Origin of the sequence: Gimesia aquarii, assembly GCF_007748175.1 — a bacterium.
Taxonomy (GTDB): domain Bacteria; phylum Planctomycetota; class Planctomycetia; order Planctomycetales; family Planctomycetaceae; genus Gimesia; species Gimesia aquarii_A.
The window spans coordinates 1,581,650-1,603,834 of the sequence record NZ_CP037422.1 but is presented as its reverse complement, the minus strand read 5'-3'; the positions used below and the strand labels follow the sequence as shown (position 1 = coordinate 1,603,834).

General features: G+C 46.6%; 15 protein-coding genes. 8 read left to right on the top strand and 7 right to left on the bottom strand.

Annotated elements, in window-relative coordinates; translation table 11 throughout:
• Positions 1–41: 41 nt before the first annotated feature.
• Positions 42–1,856 carry a M3 family oligoendopeptidase gene (locus V202x_RS06325; RefSeq protein WP_145172253.1) on the bottom strand — a complete coding sequence of 605 codons (1,815 nt, stop codon included), beginning with the start codon at positions 1,854–1,856 and terminating at the stop codon, positions 42–44.
• 921 nt (positions 1,857–2,777) lie between these two features.
• Here V202x_RS06325 and V202x_RS06320 point away from each other — a divergent pair.
• From V202x_RS06320 to V202x_RS06305, 4 genes are all read left to right on the top strand, one after another.
• The gene (locus tag V202x_RS06320; RefSeq protein WP_145172251.1) at positions 2,778–3,170 is read left to right on the top strand and encodes a hypothetical protein; all 393 of its coding nucleotides are present in this window, start codon (positions 2,778–2,780) and stop codon (positions 3,168–3,170) included.
• 1,205 nt (positions 3,171–4,375) lie between these two features.
• Entirely contained in the window at positions 4,376–5,362 is a 987-nt protein-coding gene (locus V202x_RS06315) for a DUF1559 domain-containing protein (RefSeq protein ID WP_145172249.1), read from the top strand.
• Positions 5,363–5,474: 112 nt separating this feature from the next.
• Entirely contained in the window at positions 5,475–5,987 is a 513-nt protein-coding gene (locus V202x_RS06310; RefSeq protein ID WP_145172247.1) for a carboxypeptidase-like regulatory domain-containing protein, read from the top strand.
• A gap of 356 nt (positions 5,988–6,343) precedes the next feature.
• Entirely contained in the window at positions 6,344–7,813 is a 1,470-nt protein-coding gene (locus V202x_RS06305; protein ID WP_145172245.1) for a YeiH family protein, read from the top strand.
• 732 nt (positions 7,814–8,545) lie between these two features.
• Here V202x_RS06305 and argF read toward each other — a convergent pair.
• The 3 genes from argF to hemB form a co-directional block, all read right to left on the bottom strand.
• Complete coding sequence (argF, locus tag V202x_RS06300) at positions 8,546–9,463, bottom strand: ornithine carbamoyltransferase (protein WP_145172243.1); 918 nt, start codon at positions 9,461–9,463, stop codon at positions 8,546–8,548.
• 117 nt (positions 9,464–9,580) lie between these two features.
• Positions 9,581–10,786 carry an aspartate aminotransferase family protein gene (locus V202x_RS06295; RefSeq protein ID WP_145172241.1) on the bottom strand — a complete coding sequence of 402 codons (1,206 nt, stop codon included), beginning with the start codon at positions 10,784–10,786 and terminating at the stop codon, positions 9,581–9,583.
• 251 nt (positions 10,787–11,037) lie between these two features.
• Positions 11,038–12,024, bottom strand: a complete 987-nt coding sequence (gene hemB, locus V202x_RS06290; RefSeq protein ID WP_145172239.1) for a porphobilinogen synthase — start codon at positions 12,022–12,024, stop codon at positions 11,038–11,040.
• A gap of 286 nt (positions 12,025–12,310) precedes the next feature.
• Here hemB and V202x_RS06285 point away from each other — a divergent pair, with 286 nt between their 5' ends.
• The 3 genes from V202x_RS06285 (at position 12,311) to V202x_RS06275 (ending at position 17,431) form a co-directional block, all read left to right on the top strand.
• Positions 12,311–14,548 carry a PQQ-binding-like beta-propeller repeat protein gene (locus tag V202x_RS06285; protein WP_232098883.1) on the top strand — a complete coding sequence of 746 codons (2,238 nt, stop codon included), beginning with the start codon at positions 12,311–12,313 and terminating at the stop codon, positions 14,546–14,548.
• Positions 14,548–16,374, top strand: a complete 1,827-nt coding sequence (locus V202x_RS06280; protein WP_145172237.1) for a PQQ-binding-like beta-propeller repeat protein — start codon at positions 14,548–14,550, stop codon at positions 16,372–16,374. Before V202x_RS06285 ends, V202x_RS06280 begins: the two co-directional genes overlap by 1 nt.
• A gap of 241 nt (positions 16,375–16,615) precedes the next feature.
• Positions 16,616–17,431, top strand: a complete 816-nt coding sequence (locus tag V202x_RS06275) for a dolichyl-phosphate beta-glucosyltransferase (protein WP_145172235.1) — start codon at positions 16,616–16,618, stop codon at positions 17,429–17,431.
• A 75-nt stretch (positions 17,432–17,506) separates the two neighbouring features.
• Here V202x_RS06275 and V202x_RS06270 read toward each other — a convergent pair whose 3' ends face one another.
• Genes V202x_RS06270 through V202x_RS06260 form a run of 3 tightly spaced genes read right to left on the bottom strand, consistent with a single transcriptional unit; the run spans position 17,507 to position 20,781 of the window.
• Positions 17,507–17,872, bottom strand: a complete 366-nt coding sequence (locus V202x_RS06270) for a hypothetical protein (RefSeq protein WP_145172233.1) — start codon at positions 17,870–17,872, stop codon at positions 17,507–17,509.
• Positions 17,865–18,269: a hypothetical protein gene (locus V202x_RS06265; RefSeq protein ID WP_145172231.1), complete on the bottom strand. Its 405-nt coding sequence runs from the start codon at positions 18,267–18,269 to the stop codon at positions 17,865–17,867. Before V202x_RS06265 ends, V202x_RS06270 begins: the two co-directional genes overlap by 8 nt.
• Positions 18,270–18,318: 49 nt before the next feature.
• Positions 18,319–20,781 carry a DUF4159 domain-containing protein gene (locus V202x_RS06260; RefSeq protein ID WP_232098882.1) on the bottom strand — a complete coding sequence of 821 codons (2,463 nt, stop codon included), beginning with the start codon at positions 20,779–20,781 and terminating at the stop codon, positions 18,319–18,321.
• 351 nt (positions 20,782–21,132) lie between these two features.
• Here V202x_RS06260 and V202x_RS06255 point away from each other — a divergent pair, with 351 nt between their 5' ends.
• The gene (locus V202x_RS06255) at positions 21,133–22,149 is read left to right on the top strand and encodes an AAA family ATPase (RefSeq protein WP_197993258.1); all 1,017 of its coding nucleotides are present in this window, start codon (positions 21,133–21,135) and stop codon (positions 22,147–22,149) included.
• Positions 22,150–22,185: the final 36 nt, after the last annotated feature.

The following is a 22,185-nucleotide window of genomic DNA, read 5'->3' as shown; positions in this document are numbered from 1 at the left end:
ACGGATTATTACAGGCTCAATGTTCCCTTTCGTCATCGAGTTTACTGGGTCAATTCCAGAAAACGGTCCACCCGGCGGTCAATGATATCGATGCTCTTGTTCCAGAACTCAGCTTCTCCCAGGTGATAACCAAATGTATTGGCGACTGCCTCCTCAGTGAGCTGACAGCCGGTTGCAATCAGGAGTTCGCGGTATTTGTCAGCAAATTCGGTCTGATCAGAAAAGGTATCTGACAGGGCATAAACTCCCAGCGACAACAGGTAACCAAAGGTGTAAGGGAAATTGTAAAACGGTAATTCGCTGATATAGAAATGCAGTTTGGAAACCCAGAATAGAGGATTCCAGCCTTTGTCATCCAATGAATTCAGGTAGGCTTCCTTTTGCGCCTCTAACATCAATTCGGAAAAACGCTCTGATGTCAATTCGCCATCCAGACGTTCCTTGTGAAGTCGATCTTCAAACAGAAACCGCGTATGAATATTCAGCATGAAAGCAACGGAGTCTCCCAGCATTCCATCCAGAATCTGCAATTCTTCTTCTCTGGTCTGAGCAGCACTCAAGCGTTGCTCGCCCAGAACGGCTTCGGCAAACGTCGAAGCGGTCTCCGCCAGATTCATGGGATAGTCACTAAGTACGAATGGCTCATCCTTTAAGACATACGAATGGTAAGCATGCCCCAATTCATGAGCGAGCGTTGACATGCTGTCGGCAGAGTTGGTGTAGGTCATAAAAATACGTGATTGTTTTTGAACCGGGAATCCCGTGCAAAATCCGCCTTGACGTTTTCCGGGGCGATTCTCGACTTCAATCCAACGTTCGCGAAGCGCCTTTTCTGAAAACTGACTCAGATCGGGGCTGAATTTTTCAAAGGAGTTCACAACCAACTCGCAGGCACGGTCATATGGGAGTTCCGCAGATTCCCCCCCGCTAAGAGGTAGTGGCGCATTCACATCGTACCAGCAGAGTTTGGAAAGGCCGAGAAGCTCTGCTTTCTTATCCAGGTAACTCACCAGTTTTTGTTTACGTTCTGTGATTACCGACCACATGGTATCGAGGGTGGCACGTTCCATTCGATTGTAAATCAAAGGAGCATCCAGATGGTCGTTCACCGGCAGGTGTTTGTAAGTCGTCAGTCGAGTTCCCGCGAGATGATTCAAAGCATCGGCACAGGAGTCAGCGATGGTGGCCCAGGCTTTGTTCGCTGCATAAAAATTATTCTCACGAATTGCTCTTTGTGGCGAATCGAATTGAATCTGACCGGGTGAGCGGTCTACCAGTTCTCCTTTTTCCATCACACGGATCTTGAGTTCTCCCGACAGCCGATCATAGAGCCGTCCCCAGGCATGCAATCCATCGACAGCTAGTTCAGAAGCGAGAATTTCCTGATCTTTAGGTAATCGTAATTTGGCATTTCGTTTGGAATCTTCCAGAAAGAAATGAATCTCTTGCAGACGACTGTCGGCATGAGCAAATTGCTGTAAGACCTCATCGGTAACATCGCGCAATGTCAGTTGTAGTTGTGTTTCAATGTTCTCCCGCAAGGGACGAATGCTGGCCAGCCGAGCCATCAACACTTGAAAATGTTTGTTGTAGGCGTCTTCGGCACAATGGCATTCCAGGAACGCAAAGAGTCCCGATAAGTCTGCGGTCGCCGCTTGATAGTCTGTCAGAAAATCCCCCCAGACGGCCGCACTCGCTTCGGAAGCGGTCACCTCAGGTAATGCTTCGACCCGTTCGATCAGACTTTCCAGGGAAACCTTCATCTGATCCAGACAGTTTTCAAAGTCTGAGTGATCCGGATGAGGATACAGGGAATCGAGTTCCCAGGTCAGAGGATAAGCGGCTACTTCAGTCATCGTCGTCGATCCCGTTTAGAAAATATGGGGTAATGATTCACAAGTTTAAAATTAAGAGCACCTTGAATTAAGGGCGTTTCGAATGTGAAGAAATGTGTGTTAAGCCTCACATTATCGCAGAACGACACTAAACTGTCGAGCGGCCGGAAAAAACACATTCCAATTTTAAAGCGATACTCCACACCACTCCGTGAGCGGTACGGCGCTAGCCGCCGGTACCATGTTTTTTGTATTTGACAGAGACACATCTCTTCACTGATCAGCGCGCATAACCGATGATAATTCAGATCTTGACACGGTCGCGTCGTTGTTGAAACTCCCTGTTCTGCGTCGCGCGCGCGAGGGACATTTTTTCGATGGTTGAACACCGCGCACCACTTCAATTTATGCATGCGAAAATTGATCGTTTTTTCCACATTTTCACCTGAAGTACCAGAACCAGTTCCCAATGTCTCGTAGAGAGCCACTCCTTTTGAACACGTTTTCCACACCCACAAGGGAAACCAAACCATAATTTCTTACCACTTCCGAGACATTAAGGCGCATAAGTTTCTCTTGATCCTCCCACGCCCTTCCACATGATAGAAGACAGCCAGAACAACCAAGGCAATGCAAACACAGAGAAACAGAATCTGAGAAAACAAAGGCATTACAACCCTCAAAAAAACAGAGCACAAACAGAAGCAACCCGACACCAGAACCGCTCCAGAATTCGCCTGCGAATTAGCAATGGGGCAAACCAGGAATCTTTCGTTCTATCTAAGGCCGAACAATTTTACCGGATGCAACCGCAGCACCGTAGATGAAAAGAGAGCACTTCTGCACAAGGGGAGTTGCGCTGTAGAATGGTTATCTGATTCGAATCACGACTCTGCCAAAATGGCTTGGAAAGAAAAGATAAGTCTTACAAGGAGATTTTAAATGGTTTTTTTGAAGATATTTAAAAATAAAGAGGTATTTTTTCTTGTCCCTTTTATAAAAAGCCCTCACGGAGCGAGTATGGCCAGAGGAAAGATGGAGATCTATTCATATGAGTCACTTAAAAAAAATGGAGGAAACAGAATTGTTGAAATCGTTAAAGAATTCGATACGAGTGAAAACACTGAGCCCTCAGAGTTGTATAACACTATGGATGTAAAGGCCAGAAATAAGTTCTTACGAGAATCCACTATGTTAACTATTGTGGGAAAGAAAGGTAGCGACTCTATTAAGTTTGCTACAGAGGATAACGAAAGGTCAGAACCGTTACCGCTTGATGAGCCTGAAAAAATCGTTTTGAATGTTTTGGAATATTTCAATAATGAGGGACATTAAAGAGTTCAGGTTCAATGCTGTTCGGCCCGGTAGTTGCTCTGGCTGACCCCTTTTTTATAGCCGATCCATTACGTACGTCCGATCCGCTCCGATAGCCCGATCCATGACTACCCGTTCGTCGTATTCTCCCCCCCGGCGGGTGTGACGTCTATTCGTGTGGGAACGTGACGGTCGACTTCAAAGTGCGTGTGCAGCGTCCAGTTCATCAGGTTGGAATGACTAGACTGGGTCTCAAGAAACGAAGCCAGGGGGATGCGGGGTAATGCGGCAATCACGGTTCCGTCAACCAGTTTCAGCGTATGCTTGATATCTTGTAGTCGTCTGCCTTACTTCACGCTGCGCCGATTTATCTGAGAGCGATTGTTCGCATTACCACTCCGCAGATTTTATAATCATTAAAACCCCCGATCTAAAAATCAGACGCCGAGAGCAACTGCCGAACCGAACAGTATTGAACCAGACCCTTATATTCTTTTCGTGTGATCCTGGTGATCTCTGGTGCGAAATTAATTGGCAATCTTCAAAAAGTTATGGCACTTGCGAAGCCATCGTCTGATGTCTCAAAGTCAGAAATTTCTGAGACGACGAAATACTGTTTCCCATAAATAAAGAGTAGTAAACAGGTTGTGTTTCGATATCCGGTGAGCTGGGGATTTTGATCGACCCTTTTATACTCCTGGCGGCACGTTCTTTGCATTACTGTGTGCTGGAACATGGTGCTCTGTCCCTCTCCAGTGGAAGACCTCTAGACGAGCCTTTACGTTGAACGTCCTCTTACTTGATATCATCCAATACTACATTAACTCAGCACAAGAACTGAGTTACTTATTGAAAACCAATTCCTTGTGCTATACCAAAGGGCTCCTTTTACTTTCCTGGAAACGGCGATTCAGAAAGTGGGGCACGAGCCAGATCCTTTTTGTTGGCTACTCCCTTTTATTTCAGGAGCTTATGGTCATTTGAGAATATCGTGTCGAATAAGTGGCTTAATCATTATTTAATAAATATTTAAAAATAGTATACTATTTCCTACTAATACGTTAGAACTGAAATATAATATTAATCAGTGTTTATGAGTATCCTTCCCATTATCATCACTACAAAATCATCACTACAAAACAATTGCATCATACTTATCAGCTTTCACATTTTCAGATCCTGTGAATTTATTTCTAATCCTATTAATTTAAAGAGGGAGTTATTTGATGTCGAGGAACATATACAGCAAGAAGGGTTTTACTCTGATAGAACTGCTCGTTGTGATTGCGATTATAGCCATTTTAATCGCGTTGCTGCTTCCTGCCGTGCAGCAGGCGCGCGAAGCGGCTCGCCGTTCTACCTGTAAGAATAACATGAAGCAGCTTGGTCTGGCTCTGCACAATTATCACGACGCGCACACCAAGTTTCCCTACTCAAGTGCCAACAATGCCATGGTCTGGACGCAGGCCGGAGATCCGATCCTGAATACATCCGGCTGGACACTACTTCTGCCTTATCTGGAACAGTCTGCGCTCTACAATCAGTTCAACTTCACCGCCGCCCAACGCGATAGTACGTTCAGTGGGTGGTCTTCGACCAGTGCGGGAACAGTGATGGGAGCGTCTGCGGACATTACCGCTAATATGGAACTGACGAAAAAGGTCATCGCCGTTTTCAATTGTCCGAGCGATGATAACAATCAGACCTACAATTCCGCGACTTCCTACTACGGCTGTGGTATCTCGGGAAGTGCCATGACCAACTATGGGTTCAGTGTCAGCTCCGGCACAGGGCCCTGGAGGTTGTGGAGTAATGAAGGAATTACCACGAGAGCTCTCTTTGGGGAGAATTCCAATTCCGATATTTCGAAGATCAAGGATGGCACCAGTAATACCGTCATGGTGTGCGAAACGACTCGTCAGGTGCGAGATGGAACCGGTAACTACTGGGGATGTAGCGTCTACGCGGGAAATGGCGTCAACCTGGCCCACGGCCGGGGAATCAATTACTGGCTCTGTTGTTCCTGGACTCCTCCGATGACGGAACGGCCCGGCGTACTGGGATCTTACAGTATGCCCGGAAGTGCCCATGTCGGAGGTTGTATGATCCTGCTCGCGGATGGTGCTGTGCGATTTATCAGCGAGAACATCGATTCCACTATCCGCACCAATCTCTCCAGAATCAAAGACGGTCAGGTAATTGGCGAGTTCTGATCTGGGAAATTGTTTGTCGGGAAGTTTCAACGCTCACGGATAAGGAAACCCGTGAGCGGAGGACTCTTCTTCTCTTAATCAATCCTGCTTCTTCAATCTCTGGTGGATATACATGAGTGCTGGCTTAGATACGACTCGTAAATTGACTCGACGATTTGCAATACCTTTCGCGGTTATGCTTGCTTCTCTTTCCGGTTGTGGGGGTTCGAATTCCGGTCCCGACATTGAAATGATTCCTGTTTCGGGATTCGTGGCGATGGATGGTCAACCACTCGTCGGCGCGATGGTGGAATTTCATCCCACAGGCAACACGAAAGGGAACGGCGGATTTGGCCTGACCGATGAAGCAGGCAAGTTTACTTTGTCTGACTATCATTCGAATCCGGGGTGCCCTCCAGGGGAGTACGGTGTGACCTTCTCGAAGATCACGCAACCGGACGGGTCTCCGGTGCCTCCGAATACCCAGCGAGGTCAGGTCGAGATGAAAGAGCAGATTCCCCCTGCCTATAACCTGTTCAAGCCTCATGCGATCATCCAGGGAGCCACAGTCAAGGCGCCGGATTCGAAATTCGAGTTTGAGCTCGACTCAAAATTCAAGCCCCCGCGTTCGTTTTTTCAAAACTGATCATCGATTCTCAAGGTGTGTTTGATCATAAAAGAATAGATAAAGGGGGCATGTCCCACTAGTAAAAGAGGCATGCCCCCTTTTTATCGCTACCCACTTGGTAAAGATGGGCCCCTATTTTCTGCGCTCTGGATATCCATGCGATTATCCGCCTCACGCTTTTCGATTGTTCTCATTTTTTGTAAGGTATGATTCTTAACTTCAAAGTGAACTCACCAGTTCAGTTGATATGCAATTATATTTTACAATCTGCCTCTCACAACTAAAGTGAGCGGCACTAGCCGTCGGTATTGTGTTTACCGGTGGCTAGCGCCATTCCGCTCAGAAAAAATCAACCCACTTGTTTGAGATGAATCATGTCAGAAAACGCGCCTGCTCCTGACCCTGAACAGGGTGATATCGTCGCTCCTACTCCACGGCGTTCGACCTGGTCCGAAATGAAGACCAGCGAAGACTGGTGGGCCATCTGGATTGGCGGGCTCTTACTGCTGATCTGTTTTCTGGCGTTTTATCTTAACCTGCCGAACAATTTTTCCGAGCAACTCGCAGAAGCAAAGACTGCTGGCGAAAAGCCGAGCGTACATAGTCCACTCAAGCCCTGGTTAGCAAAACCAGGTTCATGGACTCAAAACCCGATCAGTTCGATATTTCCACCTGAAAAGAGAAACCTGCTCATTCCGTTATGCGCTGTTTTTTTCATAAGCCTGTGTGCTTTCTCATTGGGTATTAAAGCAATGGGGCACTCTGTTACAAAGTTCGCTGTCGGATTCGTCGGCGTGTTTTTGTTGGCAACGCTGGCATATATCCTCACAGGGCAAGTTGTAGCCAAAAGGTACAATCTGGAGTATGCACTTTGGGCACTGATGATCGGTTTGGTGATCAGCAATACGATTGGTACTCCCGAGTGGATGAAGCCCGCACTGAAAACAGAATTTTATATTAAAACAGGTCTTGTCATTATGGGGGCCAGTGTGCTCTTCAGTCGGCTGTTAATCCTGGGACTGCCGGGAATTTGTATCGCCTGGATTGTAACCCCTGTCGTGCTCATCAGTACTTATGCTTTTGGACAGAAGATTCTCAAACTGGAATCGAAATCGCTGAACATGGTTATTTCGGCTGATATGTCCGTGTGTGGTGTCTCCGCCGCGATTGCCACAGCCGCATCTTGTAAAGCGAAAAAGGAAGAGCTGTCGTTTGCGATTGGCCTCTCGTTAAGTTTCACTGTCATCATGATGATTGTGATGCCCGCTCTGATTAAAGTGTTGGGGATTGGTCCCATCCTGGGAGGCGCCTGGATGGGAGGCACAATCGATTCCACCGGCGCGGTGGCTGCCTCAGGAGCTATATTGGGGGAACAAGCCGAACAGGTGGCAATTACGATCAAAATGATTCAAAATATTCTCATTGGTGTCACCGCGTTCGGAGTCGCCGTGTACTGGGTCACTCGTGTGGAAGGTAAGGAATCAAAAATCAAGCCCGATGCCTGGGAAATCTGGTATCGATTCCCCAAATTCGTACTTGGATTTGTGCTTGCCTCTTCTGTCTTCTCGCTTATGTATGTTTACATGCAGGGCGGCGACATCATTGTTCCCACAATGGTGAAAGAATCATCGAAGGTTTTCCGAGGCTGGTTCTTCTGTCTGGCGTTTATCAGTATCGGTCTCGAAACCAACTTCCGAGAACTGACGAAATTCCTGAAAGGAGGCAAGCCGTTGATCCTCTATGTTTGCGGTCAATCTCTCAACCTGATCCTGACACTGCTGATGGCATGGCTGATGTTCTCGGTCTTCTACAAAGACGCCATTAATGAGCTGTTTAATAAGTAGCGAGCTCCACCACTGGTACTTTAAAGCTGACTACTGCCGGATTTTCATGTCATACAGTACGAGTCGTATCAGATAGAATACTGAGTTGTCAAATTGCAAGGTTTCTTTCAGGTACGCGTCCGAAAATAGTATCTGAGGATTTAATATCTTTTAGTCAGCGTACATGCAATGTTTTTATTGCATTCTATTTGTGCGGAGTTCCAGATGAATCTCTCAATACTAGATAGCGGTAACCCCTATTGCATAAACCCGTTTGCAGCATTGGCTGACCTTCGAAACCAGCTTGATCCACTTTTGCGCATTATTGTCTCGACTATGGTCAATTTTGGAAAGTTGAGAGTTCAGATCTCAAGTCAATCGGACCAAACAGGGCTCATTTGGGGAAACCAAATAGTGCTCATTCAGAACTGGATTTTAGTCTTTTCTAAAAAACATCGCCAAACAAGAGGGTTTTGTAGTGATAGAATCAACAGGAAGAAATTGATGCACCAGCATGAATTTTTTCGCTCGCGCGCGCGACGCAGATCACAGAGTTTCGCGAAGGTCGCGATGACGTCAAGCTAAACTTTCAGCACCTATAAAAGAACGAGATCATTGGTGAAACAATTCCCAAAAATGTCAAGTGAACTTGAGGGCCTGATAACTTTTTGTGTCGCAATGAACAATGTGCATCACTAACAAAAAAACCTCGGCGATATTCACCGAGGTTTTGAACTATGACTTTTTTAAGGATCATGCCTGTTGCATTAACCAGACCAACAACCCTTTCGCCAGATGCTTTCGATTTTCGGCTTGCTGGAAGACAATACTTTGTCGACTATCGAGGACCTCATCGGTGACTTCGAGTCCCCGCTTCGCAGGCAGGCAATGCATAAATTTACAATTAGATCCCGCGGCTGTCATGAGCTTGGAATTGACCTGATAATCAGCAAAAATTTTCTTGCGTTTTTCCGTTTCTGCTTCCTGTCCCATGCTGGCCCAGACATCGGTGTAAATCACGTTTGCTTCTGCAACCGCTTTTTGCGGATCGGGCTCCAGTTCCAGCTTGGCGTCTGGGATGTTTGCTTTCAAGGAAGCCACGAAATCTGAAGATAACTCAAAGCCTTCCGGCGAAGAGACCACAAACGGAACTCCTAACTTGGCACAACAGTTGGCGAGTGAATAGGCCACGTTATTACCATCACCCACATACGCCAGTTTCTGCTGTGATACATCGCCGGCGATTTCCTGCATCGTAAACAGATCGGTCAATGCCTGACAGGGATGACTTAGATCGGAGAGTGCGTTGATTACTGAAGCGTTCGAGTTTTTAGCGAACTGTTCTATGAGTTCGTGCGAGAAGGTTCTCAGTGTGATCACATCAGAATAGCCGCCAATCACCCGGGCGACATCTTCAATCGATTCACGTCCATCCAGGCCCGCCTCTTTGCAGGTAAAGAAGCTCGCGCCCCCTCCCAGTTCCCACATGGCTGATTCAAAACTGAGCCTTGTTCTCAGCGAGGGTTTTTCGAATACCTGAGTCATTGTATGGCCCTGTAATAACTGTGGGCGTTCTCCTGATTTTTGTTTCTCTTTTAATTCCTGAACGAGGGCAAATATTTCGAGGATTTCAGACGATTCCAAGTCGTGCAAGGTAATTAAATGTCTCATTGGATATCTCAATCAATGATATGTTAAAAACAGGAATTCCTGTTCGCTTCTTGAAATAAGATTCGAACAGGAATATGTGAATAGCTCAAATTGTCTTGATGAAACGCCCCGTCAGCCTTATGCTTCTTCAGCCATTTCCCGCAACACGGTCGCGATGATCTCACAGCCTTCTTCGACCTGTTCCAAAGTCACATTCAAAGGCGGCAATAAACGGACAACGGTATCATGCGTCGAATTGATCAGTAATCCACGGTCCATACATTTTCCAACAGCAGGACCAGAAGGAATGTTCAAATCGATACCCACCATCATACCGCGGACTCGTACTTCACGAATAATCGGCAGCTCATTCTGGAGTTGGCCGAAGAATTGCTGAAATTGCTGTGACATACTTTGACAATTGTCCAACAGGTTTTGCTCTTCGATCATTTGGCCGGTGGCCAAGCCTGCTGCCATCGCCAGCGGATTCCCGCCAAACGTGCTGGCATGCATTCCGGGGCGTAAGCTGGGGGCAACTTCTTCATTCGCGATTACGGCTCCCGCTGCGACTCCCGCTGCGATGCCTTTAGCCATGGTCATGATGTCGGGCTGAACACCCCACTGCTGATATCCGAACCAGGTTCCGGTGCGTCCCATGCTGGTTTGTACTTCATCAAAGATCAGCAGACAGTTGGCTTCATCTGCCACCTTTCGAAGACCGGCCAGATAACCTTCATCTGGAATGTTAACGCCGCCCTCACCCTGTATCGGTTCTACCATGATGGCACATGTTTCATCGTCCACCAGACTGGCAATCGCTTCCAGATCATTAAACGGTGCATATCGAAAGCCGGCAACTAAGGGGCCCAATCCATCATGATATTTGGGCTGGGCTGTGGCCGTGACTGCGGCAAACGTTCGACCGTGAAACCCATTTTCGCAGGTAATGATTTTGGGACGTTTGCCATCGAAATGTAATCGAGCCAGTTTAATAGCGCCTTCGACGGCTTCCGCACCACTGTTACAGAAGAAGGCTTTACCGAAACTTCGCGTGCAGAGAAATTCGGCGAATCTTCCTTGTGCTTCGGTGTACCAGGTATTGGGTACGTGAATCAAACGAGAAACCTGATCTTGAATGGCAGAGACCACCGGCTCGGGAGAATAGCCCAGTATATTACACCCCCATCCGGGAAACAGATCGAGATAGCGTTTCCCCTCGGCGTCCCAAACGTAGCTGCCTTCGCCGCGCACCAGGCTGATCGGATAACGACCATAATTGGGAATGACATATTTCTCGAATAGGGCAATCGTGTCCTGACTGCTGGCATTTCCCGTTAATTGCACTGATACACCTCGTCTAGTTAAAACAACCGTAAAACTACATTATCGGATTCTTGGAAAGGAATTGTGACACTATTTCTCAAACGGATGTTCGAAAAAATAGCAAACTTTTTCGTAAATCGCGAAGACCGCACTCGTTTAGATCTTAAGAGACGATCTGAAACCCATCAAAAAGAAGTCGAAGATTATAGCAAAAAGCGATGTTTTCCACATCAATTTCAACAAAAGAATCCGGTTCCTCACCAAATTTTCATCTAATTAGATTGCATCAACTGAGCCACTTCTTTTGCAAAATAGGTCAAAATGCCATCTGCGCCAGCTCTTTTGAAGCAGAGCAGGCTTTCGAGCATACAGTGTTCACGATCCAGCCAACCGTTTTGAGCTGCTGCGGAAATCATGGCATATTCGCCACTTACCTGATAAGCAAACGTGGGGACTTCAAACTCAGCTTTGACGCGACGAACAATATCTAAATAAGGCATTCCCGGTTTGACCATCACCATATCGGCTCCCTCACTGATATCCAGACCGACTTCACGCATTGCTTCTTCGCTATTGGCGGGATTCATCTGATAGGTTCGTTTGTCGCCTGTTCCCAGGTTTGCTCCCGAACCCACGGCATCGCGGAATGGACCATAAAAGGCAGATGCATATTTGGCTGCGTATGCCATAATTTGTACATTTTGAAAACCAGCTTCATCCAAGGCTTCACGGATCACACCAACACGGCCATCCATCATGTCCGAGGGGGCGATAATATCACAACCTGCTTCTGCTTGAACGACCGACTGCCGACATAAGACATCCAGTGTCTCATCGTTGACAACATATCCTTCTTTGACCAGACCATCCTGACCATGACTGGTATAAGGATCCAGGGCAACATCGCAGAGAATTCCCAGATTCAAGTTCTCTGCCTTTAATGCACGTACAGCACGACAAACCAGATTTTCTGAATTATAGGCTTCTTCACCACCCTCGGTCTTCTTAGCAGGATCAGTCGCTGGAAAAAGTGCTAACGCAGGTATTTTCAACTCAGCAGCTTCCCTGGCAGCTTCGAGCAGGTGATCGATGGTCAATCGCTGCACACCGGGCATGGAAGGAATCTCTGTTTTCTGATTCGTGCCTTCCTGTATAAATACAGGCCAGATCAGGTCATTTACAGAGAGTTGATTTTCAGAAACCAACCGTCTAGACCAGTCTGTGCGGCGATTTCGCCGCATTCTTACTTGAGGAAACATAAAAAATTAAACCCTTGTCAATCAAAATGCACCAGATCACGTATAAATAATAGCGCTGAAACCTTGATTATGGCCTAAATAATCTTAATTATAAAGGAATATGCTCTTATTAAATCTGGTTGAGAGTTCAGATTAGACCATTGCATTAGCCGCACAACTTCAATACTGTATTATATGTAGGGGATGAACCCTCCCACCTTAAGATCTGAGATAGCAAGCCTGAACAATGGTTTGTAATCCTTCATCAGTGATACCACATTCTATAAACGAACAGTGAGGATCTTCTATGCGAAGAATGAACATGGTGCTTGTCGGCTCCGCTATGCTGTTTTTCACCGCCTCTCTTGCAACGGCAGGCGACTGGGCACACTGGCGTGGCCCGGAGCATAATGGAATTTCCCGTGAAACCAACCTGGTTGATGCCTGGTCTCTTGACGGTAAAAATGTGATCTGGAAATCAGACATTGGCGGTCGTTCTGCCCCGATTATTTTAGATGGTCGTGTCTATCTAAATTGTCGAACACACCATGATGTCAATGATCCGGAAGATAAAATCCATTCCAGAGAGCAAGTTGTCTGCTGGGATGCTAAGACGGGCAAAGAACTCTGGAAAGATGAGTTTAATGTCTTTCAAACCGACATCCCTTCACCTCGCGTGGGCTGGGCCAGTATGGCCGGCGATCCGGAAACCGGAAACGTTTTCGTTCACTCAGTCAGTGGTCTGTTTCGATGCTACTCTCCTGAAGGTAAAGTGCTCTGGGAAACCTCGCTGGCCGAAGACTATGGAAAAATCTCTGGTTATGGTGGACGAACACAAACACCCGTCGTTGATGAAAATCGGGTGATTGTCAGTTTTCTGCAACTTAACTGGGGTAAGACTGCCGTTCCTCCTCCAAAACAGACTTACTATGCCTTTGATAAGAAAACTGGAAAACTGCTTTGGACAGCCGCCCCCGGTGGTAAGCCTTACGACACTAACTATTCTGTCCCCATTGTGACCGTCATCGACGGCACACGGATGTTGATTGCCGGGAACTCAGACGGTGGTTGTTATGCCTTGAATGCCCGCACGGGAGAAAAGCTCTGGGGCTTCAAAATGTCCAAACGTGGGTTGAATTGCTCGCCCGTTACCGATGGCAACCTGGTTTATATCGCGCATGGCGAAGACAACATCGACAATGTGGAATTTGGTCGTATCCAGTGCATTGATGGATCAAAACGTGGCGACATTACAGAAACTGGCAGCGTTTGGCGCGTCGACGGTGTCAAAGCCGGTTATGCCAGTGTACTCGTGAAAGACGGAATCCTGTATGTCGTAGCTGACACAGGCCGCATGTATGCCTATGACAGCAAAACGGGTAAAGAGCTTTGGACCTATAATCTTGGTACCGTAGGAAAAGGTTCTCCTGTCTGGGCAGATGGAAAGCTGTACGTGATGGAAGTGAATGGAAACATTCACATTCTCAAGCCCAGCCGCGAAAAATGCGAAGAACTTTCGCACGTTCAACTTTTAGCTCGGGTGGATAAAGGACTAGATGAAATCTATGCCTCACCGGCGATTGCCGACGGTCGAATTTATTTCGTGACTCGTGACCGCACGATTTGTATTGGTGATGAAAGTAAAAATCCAAGCAGTGGTTCTGTTCCTCCATTAGGAGCAGAAAAAGCCAAGCAGGACAAAATTGCTTCGATTCAGTTAACTCCATTTGAAATCGCCGCCACTCAAGGCGAAAAAATCGATTATGAAGTTCTGGCTTATGATGCAAACGGGCATTTTATTAAGAAGGTCGATGCCAAGATTACTCCCGGCAAGGGACTGGAAGGTTCGAAAGTAGATGGTTTGAGCTTGACGACTCCCGCTGATTTAAAAGCTCCCGCTGCCGGGACCGTATCAGTGAAAGTCGGAGATGCGACTGCGGAATCTCGAATCCGCGTGTTTCCACCACTTCCCTGGAAGTTTGACCTGGAAGGCTATAAAGGTAAGCAGGTTCCTCCAGCCTGGGTCAATGCATTCCTGAAACTGCAACCCAATGAGGTGGATGGAACAACGGCGCTCAAAGCCAGCCCCGGCAAAGGTCGTCCAAGTGCCACTATCTGGCTGGGACCTTCTGATATGAGTCAGTTAGCTCCAAATGGCTATACAGTTCAAGCGGATGTCTTTCTGAAAGAACAAAAGCGAAAATTGGCCAGTATGGGAGTCACTGTGAATCGTTATAATTTGATTCTCAAAGGGAATTCCAGCAAACTGGCGATTCAAAGCTGGGCACCACATAAGAGAATGACTAAGGAAGTTCGGTTTCGATCAGACCCGGATGTCTGGTATACTCTGAAACTCAAAGTCGATATCAAGGATGGTCAGGCAACTGTGAAAGGTAAGGTATGGCCTCGCAAGAAACCTGAACCCAAAGAGTGGACTATTGAAGCCTCAGACCCACACGCGAATATGAAGGGTAGTCCAGGGCTTTATCTTTACCGTCTCGCAGATGCTTACTTCGATAACATCATTGTCTCTGAGGATAAATAATGAAAAAGTTTCTATTTCGATTCGCTCTGTTAAATTTGCTTGCATGCTTTGCATTCGTTTCAACAGGGTGTGAATCCCGTGAATCAACGACGAAACCTGCACCCGGAACAGAAACCGATCTGGGAGGCGCCGCTCCAATCGACGAAGCTGGTTCTACAACAGGCGGAGCTGGCGTAGATATTCCTGCACCGGATTCTGAACCAAAAGAATCCGGCCCAGAATTGGATCCTGATGGGAATCCTGTGGAATCAAAGGTAGAAGAAAAACCCAAAGAAACGACATTGGCAAAAGCCTCTCCTAAAAAAGGGGAAAGTAAAACGGCATCAACCGGCAAAAAATCTAACATTACTGGTGACTGGACAATGTGGGGCGGTTCTCCCTCTCGCAACATGGTCAACAAAACCACTGGAGTTTCAATCGACTTCAAACCTGGTGAAGGTGACGAACCAGGAGAGAACATTCTCTGGGTTTCGAAGCTAGGCTCACAAACTTATGGTAATCCTGTTGTTGCCGATGGTCAGGTTTATGTAGGAACCAACAATGGCGGGAAGTATCGTCCTCAGTATGAAGATGACCTGGGTGTCGTACTTTGCTTTGACGAAAAAACGGGAGACTTTAAATGGCAGCTCTCTCGTGAAAAGCTTCCACAAGGCCGTGTGAACGATTGGCCCGAGCAGGGAATCTGTGCTGCACCTTGCGTTGAAGGAGATCGCCTGTGGGTTGTCACAAACCGTTGCGAACTCATGTGCCTTGATGCAAACGGGTTTTATGACAACGAAAATGATGGCCCTGTCACAGATGAAAAAGATACCGATAAGAAAGATGCTGACATCATCTGGTCACTCGACATGATTGAAGACCTGGGAGTATTTCCTCACAACCTGGCAACCAGTTCGCCTGTTGTTCACGGCGATTACGTCTTCCTGTTGACCTCAAATGGAGTTGACGAAGCCCACTTGGAAGTACCTGCTCCTCGTGCCCCTTGTTTTCTGGCAGTCAATAAGAAAACAGGGAAGGTCGTTTGGGAAGACAATACTCCCTTTGATCAAATTCTGCATGGTCAATGGTCTTCTCCTGCAATTGGCGAAGTGAACGGTCAAGTTCAGGTTTATTTCCCCGGTGGTGATGGCTGGCTCTATGCATTCACTCCTGAAGGTGACGGCGATGGAAATGCCAAACTGATCTGGAAATTCGACCTGAATCCTAAAGATTCAAAATGGGAACTCGGTGGTCGAGGTACTCGTAATGCTATCATTAGTACTCCTGTTTTTTATGATAACAGTGTGATCCTGGGTGTCGGTCAAGACCCTGAACATGGTGAAGGCGTTGGCCACATTTACCGCATCGATGCCACAAAAACAGGTGACATCAGCCCTCAGATTTCTGATGGTAAGAAGGGGTGGAAAGATAACCCCAACTCCGGGCAGATCTGGCACTATGGCGGGGAAGATGTGGATGGCAAGCTGACCGGTAAAAAAGGTGAGCTGTTATTCCGGCGAACCATGTCGACTGTTGCTGTCGCTGATGGTCTGGTTTACGCTCCTGACCTGAGTGGTTTCGTCCATTGCCTCGATTTGGCAACCGGAAAACGCTATTGGGAATATGATATGTTTGCCGCCTGCTGGGGCTCTCCCATGGTAGTCGATGGTAAAGTATTTATTGGAAATGAAGACGGAATGTTAGTCATTCTTGAAGCTGGCAAGGAAAAGAAACTGCTGGATGAGAAGACGTTCAATTCTTCAATCTACAGTACACCAACCATCGCGAATGGCAAAATGTACATTTCTGATCGATCTCAATTATACTCGATCAAAGTGACTGATTAATAAGAGGTTACGACCTTTTATATCACATAAAAAACAGAAGTCTGAGTTTCTCGGGCTTCTGTTTTTTAATGCGCGATGGAATTCGGTTTTGACATAAAAACGCTTTTTTGATACACCGCGGTCTCAAAACACATCAAATCGTACCTGCCCCAAGCACAAAAAAATCCCAATCTGGTCAAACCAGATGAGCAGGATCAAATCCTAATCTGCTGACTGATCGAATCGGAAGACCAAATCACTTATGTCATCTGCCATCATCGTCATTCCCTGTTTCAATGAAGAAAAACGATTAGAGATTCTGCAGTTTCGCAAATACGGAATCACTCATCGCAATCATCATTTTTTATTTGTCAATGATGGGAGTAGCGACCGGACTGGCATCATTCTGGATGAACTGAAAGAGTTCGATCCCGACGCGTTTGATGTGCTTCATCTTCCTCGCAATCAAGGCAAAGCCGAAGCCGTTCGCCAGGGAATATTGCAGGCAATGCACGCGGATGTTGACTATGCCGGATTCTGGGATGCGGATCTTGCCACGCCCCTCGAGATGATTTCCGAATTCACAGCGCAACTTGACCAGACTCCAGAGCTGTCAATGGTCATTGGCTCACGTGTCAAACTTTTGGGAAGACAGATTGAACGACAACAACTCAGGCACTATCTCGGTCGTGTTTTTGCGACTGCGGCCTCCATTGTATTAAAGCTTCCCATTTATGATTCTCAGTGTGGTGCCAAAATGTTTCGTGTGACCCCAGAAACGAAAACGCTATTTACCACACGATTTTTGACAAACTGGATTTTTGATGTCGAGCTTCTTGCTCGAGCTCGCCAGTTGGAAAAGTTTTTTCAGTGTTCTTCACTTGAAGAGACCGTTTATGAACTACCGCTGACAAAATGGATGGATGTTGCCGGTTCAAAAGTCAAACCGCACGATTTTCTTAAAGCGTTCTTTGAGCTGTGTTCCATTTACTGGAACTATCTAAGGCCTTCAATCAAAGAACCTTTCACTCAATTGTCTGAAACTCCAGTGACGGAAGAAATTCGCAGAGCAGCCTAAATCATTCTGTTTCAGTGTGCTGCAGGACCACTACACATACAGGCATTCTTTTGCCTTTCTTTCATCCAGATTCCGCTATGCTCGATAAAGTGCATAGGCTAACATGGAATTTAATGCAGACAGGATAAAAACAAGTGGTGCAATCACTCCAAAGAGCCACCTGCGTAAAGAAGCCAAATAAATCATCAGTGAAACTAACACCAGGCTTATGAGTAGCATCCCCGAAAAAGCCAGCCCATCAGAAACGTGATGAAAAAACAGGGCGCGCGGTGCTAGTGCTGGTAAGCCAGGCCACATTTTAATCCAGGCCCAGCGATAATCAGTCCAGGATCCATCGTTCAATATCAACCAGGAATACGGGTAATACGTGCAGAACAATATGACCGGAATGACAACTTTTAAAGAGGGACGCTTCGCCCGAGAAGTCGCTCGTTTAAGCATGATGAATATTGAACCAGCTATTACAATATCCGCATTTCACATCGCCGTGTGGCGAAACTTCAATGTTATCTGACAAAGGCGCATTGCATTTGGGGCAGGTATAAGTACCTCGTTTTGTATTAGTCGAAGTGGTTTCCATGACATTTGATTTGGGTAAGATCCCCTTAGATGTGATAGCTTTGTAGGCAGTAAAACTACCAATGGCAACAAAGGGAATCGCAACGAAAGATCCGAAAATTCGAAAAAACAAGGGGGGAGAATGAAATCCACCAAAGGGTTGTGACCATAGAAAACCTAAAACGGTCAGTCCAACCCCAGCAAATACACAGCCTACGATTGCTCCGATGAACCTGGCCCCCGTTGTGATCGTTTTCTGCAGTTCTTCTTGTTCGTTCATTGGTTTCACAAATTCTCGGTTCTGAATGATAAAGAGATTTGTTGCAAAATTAATCGACTTTCAGGTGTTCTACCTTTTCTTTAAAGTTGATATCCTGAAGCAGAGCGTAGCGCACGATATTCAAAGCCAGATTGGCTGCATCCTGTGGAATATATCCAGAACAAGCAACCGAAGCCTGCTGTTCCAAGGCACAACTGATATCGTATTTACTATAGATGACCGCCAGATGCCCGTCAATTTCGATGCCTTCCAGCAACGGTTCAACAACCACTGTTTTCGCTTTGAGAGGTTGGTTGACGTCGTTTACTTCCATTTGACGACGTCTGACTTTGCGAACATCATGACCCGTTTGTTCTGTAAAGAGTGAGTGATTAATGGGGATGCGCTTCAATTTTTTTGTGGGAAACATCTCATGAATCATTTGCCGAAAGCTTTGATCAAAAGGTTGAGAGCCACAACAGGCATCGGCAAATAAGACCGCTCCATTTTCGAGAGCCTGCTTCAGTGTTGCCTGCTCTGTTTTCGAAAGGCTGAACTGAGTTCGCCCATGCATATAAAGCAGCGGATATTTCAGAAGACTCGGATCGCTGGCAGGCAAGTTCAAGGGTTTTGTGGAGGCAATCATGCCTGCTTTTTGATTGAGTGCCTTTAATAAATTACGTAATGCACGGGGAGCCGCATCCCAGGTACCAGAATGACGAAGCTTGGCGATTTGCAAAAATCCACGTTCAATCTGATCTTGTGCCCCTCCCTGGTTGGCTAATTCTTCCTGATCGAGTTTATTTGGTGGTTCGCGACCGGTGGCATAAGCAATCACATTCGTACCAATTCTAATGGAACGTGTAATCATTGATGTGGCTTGGGCCGAACGCTTCTTCGAGGGAAATCGCATCCACTTATCCCACAAACAAGCAAGATCATCGGGGCAGTAAATGATTGAAGTTCGACAGCCAACATCCACTCCGTAAAGCTCGACACTTTCGGCATCGAGTAAATACTCACAACGAAACACGGGATGTTCCGCAGTCAATCGTTTCAGTTGGGCTTCTCCCTGTGGATACATACGTTGAATCAATTGACGAAATCCCCGATCAAATCCGGCTCCATTACAGTTATCAACTGCAAAAATAAAACCACCTTGTTCCACATATTGCTTCAACGTCGTTGTTTCTTTTTCACCAAATTCCGGATCGTCCAGCCCACTGATGAAGAGAACAGGCGCCTGCCTGAGAACCTGCACACTTCCACTTTGAATTGCCAGCTCCAGGTTAACGGTCTGCCAGGTGAGAAGTTTGGGCCAATCGGGACGCCCTGATAAAGCGTCTGTCAGATTCAAAATATCGTTTTGATGGTGGTTCCAATTAGGAATGGCATCCTTATTTTGAGCGACTTTCTGCTTTGTGTTGTATTCCAGCTTATTGATCAAGACGGGGGCCAGCCCCTTAGAGAGAAACAACAAAACAAAACTGGTCCCTAAGACAGGATTACCTTCTATTTGCCCTGAACCCTTCCAGGAACCATCACGCACTGACTGTCTTTTCACAAGGAAATCAGCGCCTTCTCGGTACCAGTCGTGTTTTCCAAAAAAACGTGTCCCACTGAGTCGCCCTGCCCGTTCGAGGCCATAAAGATAATAGAGCAACCAGGAATTCACCCCCGGATTGCTCCCCACAGAAAAATGGTTTGTCATCCAACGGACTGCTCGTTGTATTGACTCATCTACTTCTTTTTTATCACAGCAAATGGGTGTTCCATCGGGATTGACTTTCAAATCATCCCCCAGCATGGAATTCACAATCACCATCGTGGCGATACCAGCCACTGTCATACTGCCTCTGCTTTTTCCGCCTCGGGACTGATATCCCCAACCTCCATCCGCACTTTGCTGAGTACTCCAATACTGTTTGATCAATCGCCACGTACTCAGGCTGACAGGCACACCCGCATGAACCGCATCTCGTAAAGCCAATACAGCGTACTGGCTGTTACTTCTGTCTGCGGTTCCCACTCCACCAATGGCCATACCAGGACCATAGCTCCAGCCTCCTGCATCGGGACCATTTTTTACCTGGCTTGACTCCAGACGACTGACGAGAGACTGAATTAACGTTAAATCCCGTTTTCCATCCTTCGCAGCGGCCAGAGCCATGATCATCAAACTGACCTGATAAGTCCCCTTTGGACCGGGAGGACGAATTGACCTTAAATATTTTAAACCTCTTTGGACCGGTTCGTCTTTGGCTGTCATTCCACAATTGATAATTGCCATCAAAGCCAGACAGCTGACTCCGACACTATAGCTGGAACCGATGGGAGCTGGCCACGAACCACTCTCGTTTTGATTTTTCAGCAGAAAATCTCGTCCCCGCTCAATCGAGTCGGCAACCGACTTCGCAGTGAGTTCCTGGGCAGAAGCAGTGAAGAACGGCTGCATACAAAAAGTAAAGCAAACAACAAACGTCAGTATCCATCGCAACGTTAAACACAGCTTTTGATTATCGGAACCTTCCATAGCATCTCACTTTCTCTCATGTGACAAAACATTAGACAAAAACCTGCCGCTCTTATTATCTAGAACTGTCATGAGAGTCATTATAGTTCAACAATTGTCTATACTTACCTGATTTTTAGCTATTTTTTACGATGTCAGTACTTTTCTGACTGATTTGAACATTGTATCAGTTTTGCCTCTTCTACTCAGGAGTCTCGGTTTCTCTGGACATTTGAGATGACTATAATTGCGGTTCCTGCAAAAGTATTTTCACATAAGTCAAAACACTTAGCTACATAAACTGGTACCCTGTATCAGAATGACTAATCTCACTCAAACAGACTTAATCATTTATGAGAGAATGGAAAAACCTTGGCTAACGAAAAACGCGACTTCGACGATTTTCTCGAAAAGTTAAAACGTCATCATGATGTGATGGTAGACGAGCTTCATAAAGTCATCATTGGGCAAGATGATGTTATAGAACAAATTATGGCAGCCATTTTTACCGGTGGACATTGCCTCCTGGTAGGTGTTCCCGGATTAGCAAAGACGTTATTGGTTAGCACGATTGCCCAGATACTTGACTGCGATTTCAAACGCATTCAGTTTACCCCTGACCTGATGCCCTCTGATATTACGGGAACCAATGTCTTAGAAGAAGAGGATTCTGGACGGCGTTCATTTCGGTTCGTGCAAGGCCCCGTGTTTACGAATATTCTGCTGGCAGATGAAATCAACCGAACCCCCCCCAAAACACAGGCTGCACTGTTGCAATCCATGCAGGAACGAGAAGTCACCGTAGGTCAGGAGACCTACGATTTACCAGACCCTTTCTTTGTCATTGCCACGCAGAACCCCATTGAGCAAGAGGGAACTTATCCGCTACCCGAAGCACAACTGGACCGTTTTATGTTCAATATCAAGGTCGAGTACCCAAATCTGGAAGAAGAAGAAAAGATCCTGGCTTCAACCAGCATCAGTGAGAAACCGGAGATCCGCAAAGTATTAACGGCCAAATCGATTATCTACCTCCAAAGACAGATCAACATGATCGAAGTGGGTCCGATGACAATTAACTATGTGACGCGACTGGTACGTGCGACACGCCCCTCTGATGGCTCAGCGCCCCAATTTATTAAACAAATGGTCGATTGGGGAGCCGGTCCAAGAGCAGGACAATATTTGATTTCCGGTGGTAAAGCAATCGCTGCTATGGCGGGTCGCGCCAGTGTTTCGCTCAATGACATCAGACGTGTTGCGATTCCTGTGCTCAGACATCGCATTTCAACCAACTTCCAGGCACAAGCTGAAGGATTGGTAACAGAAGATATCATTGCACGTCTACTGGAAGAAATCCCGGAGCCGAATATCCCCAAATATGAGTGAACTCAGCGAACTTGTATCACTCATATCTAAAAGGTA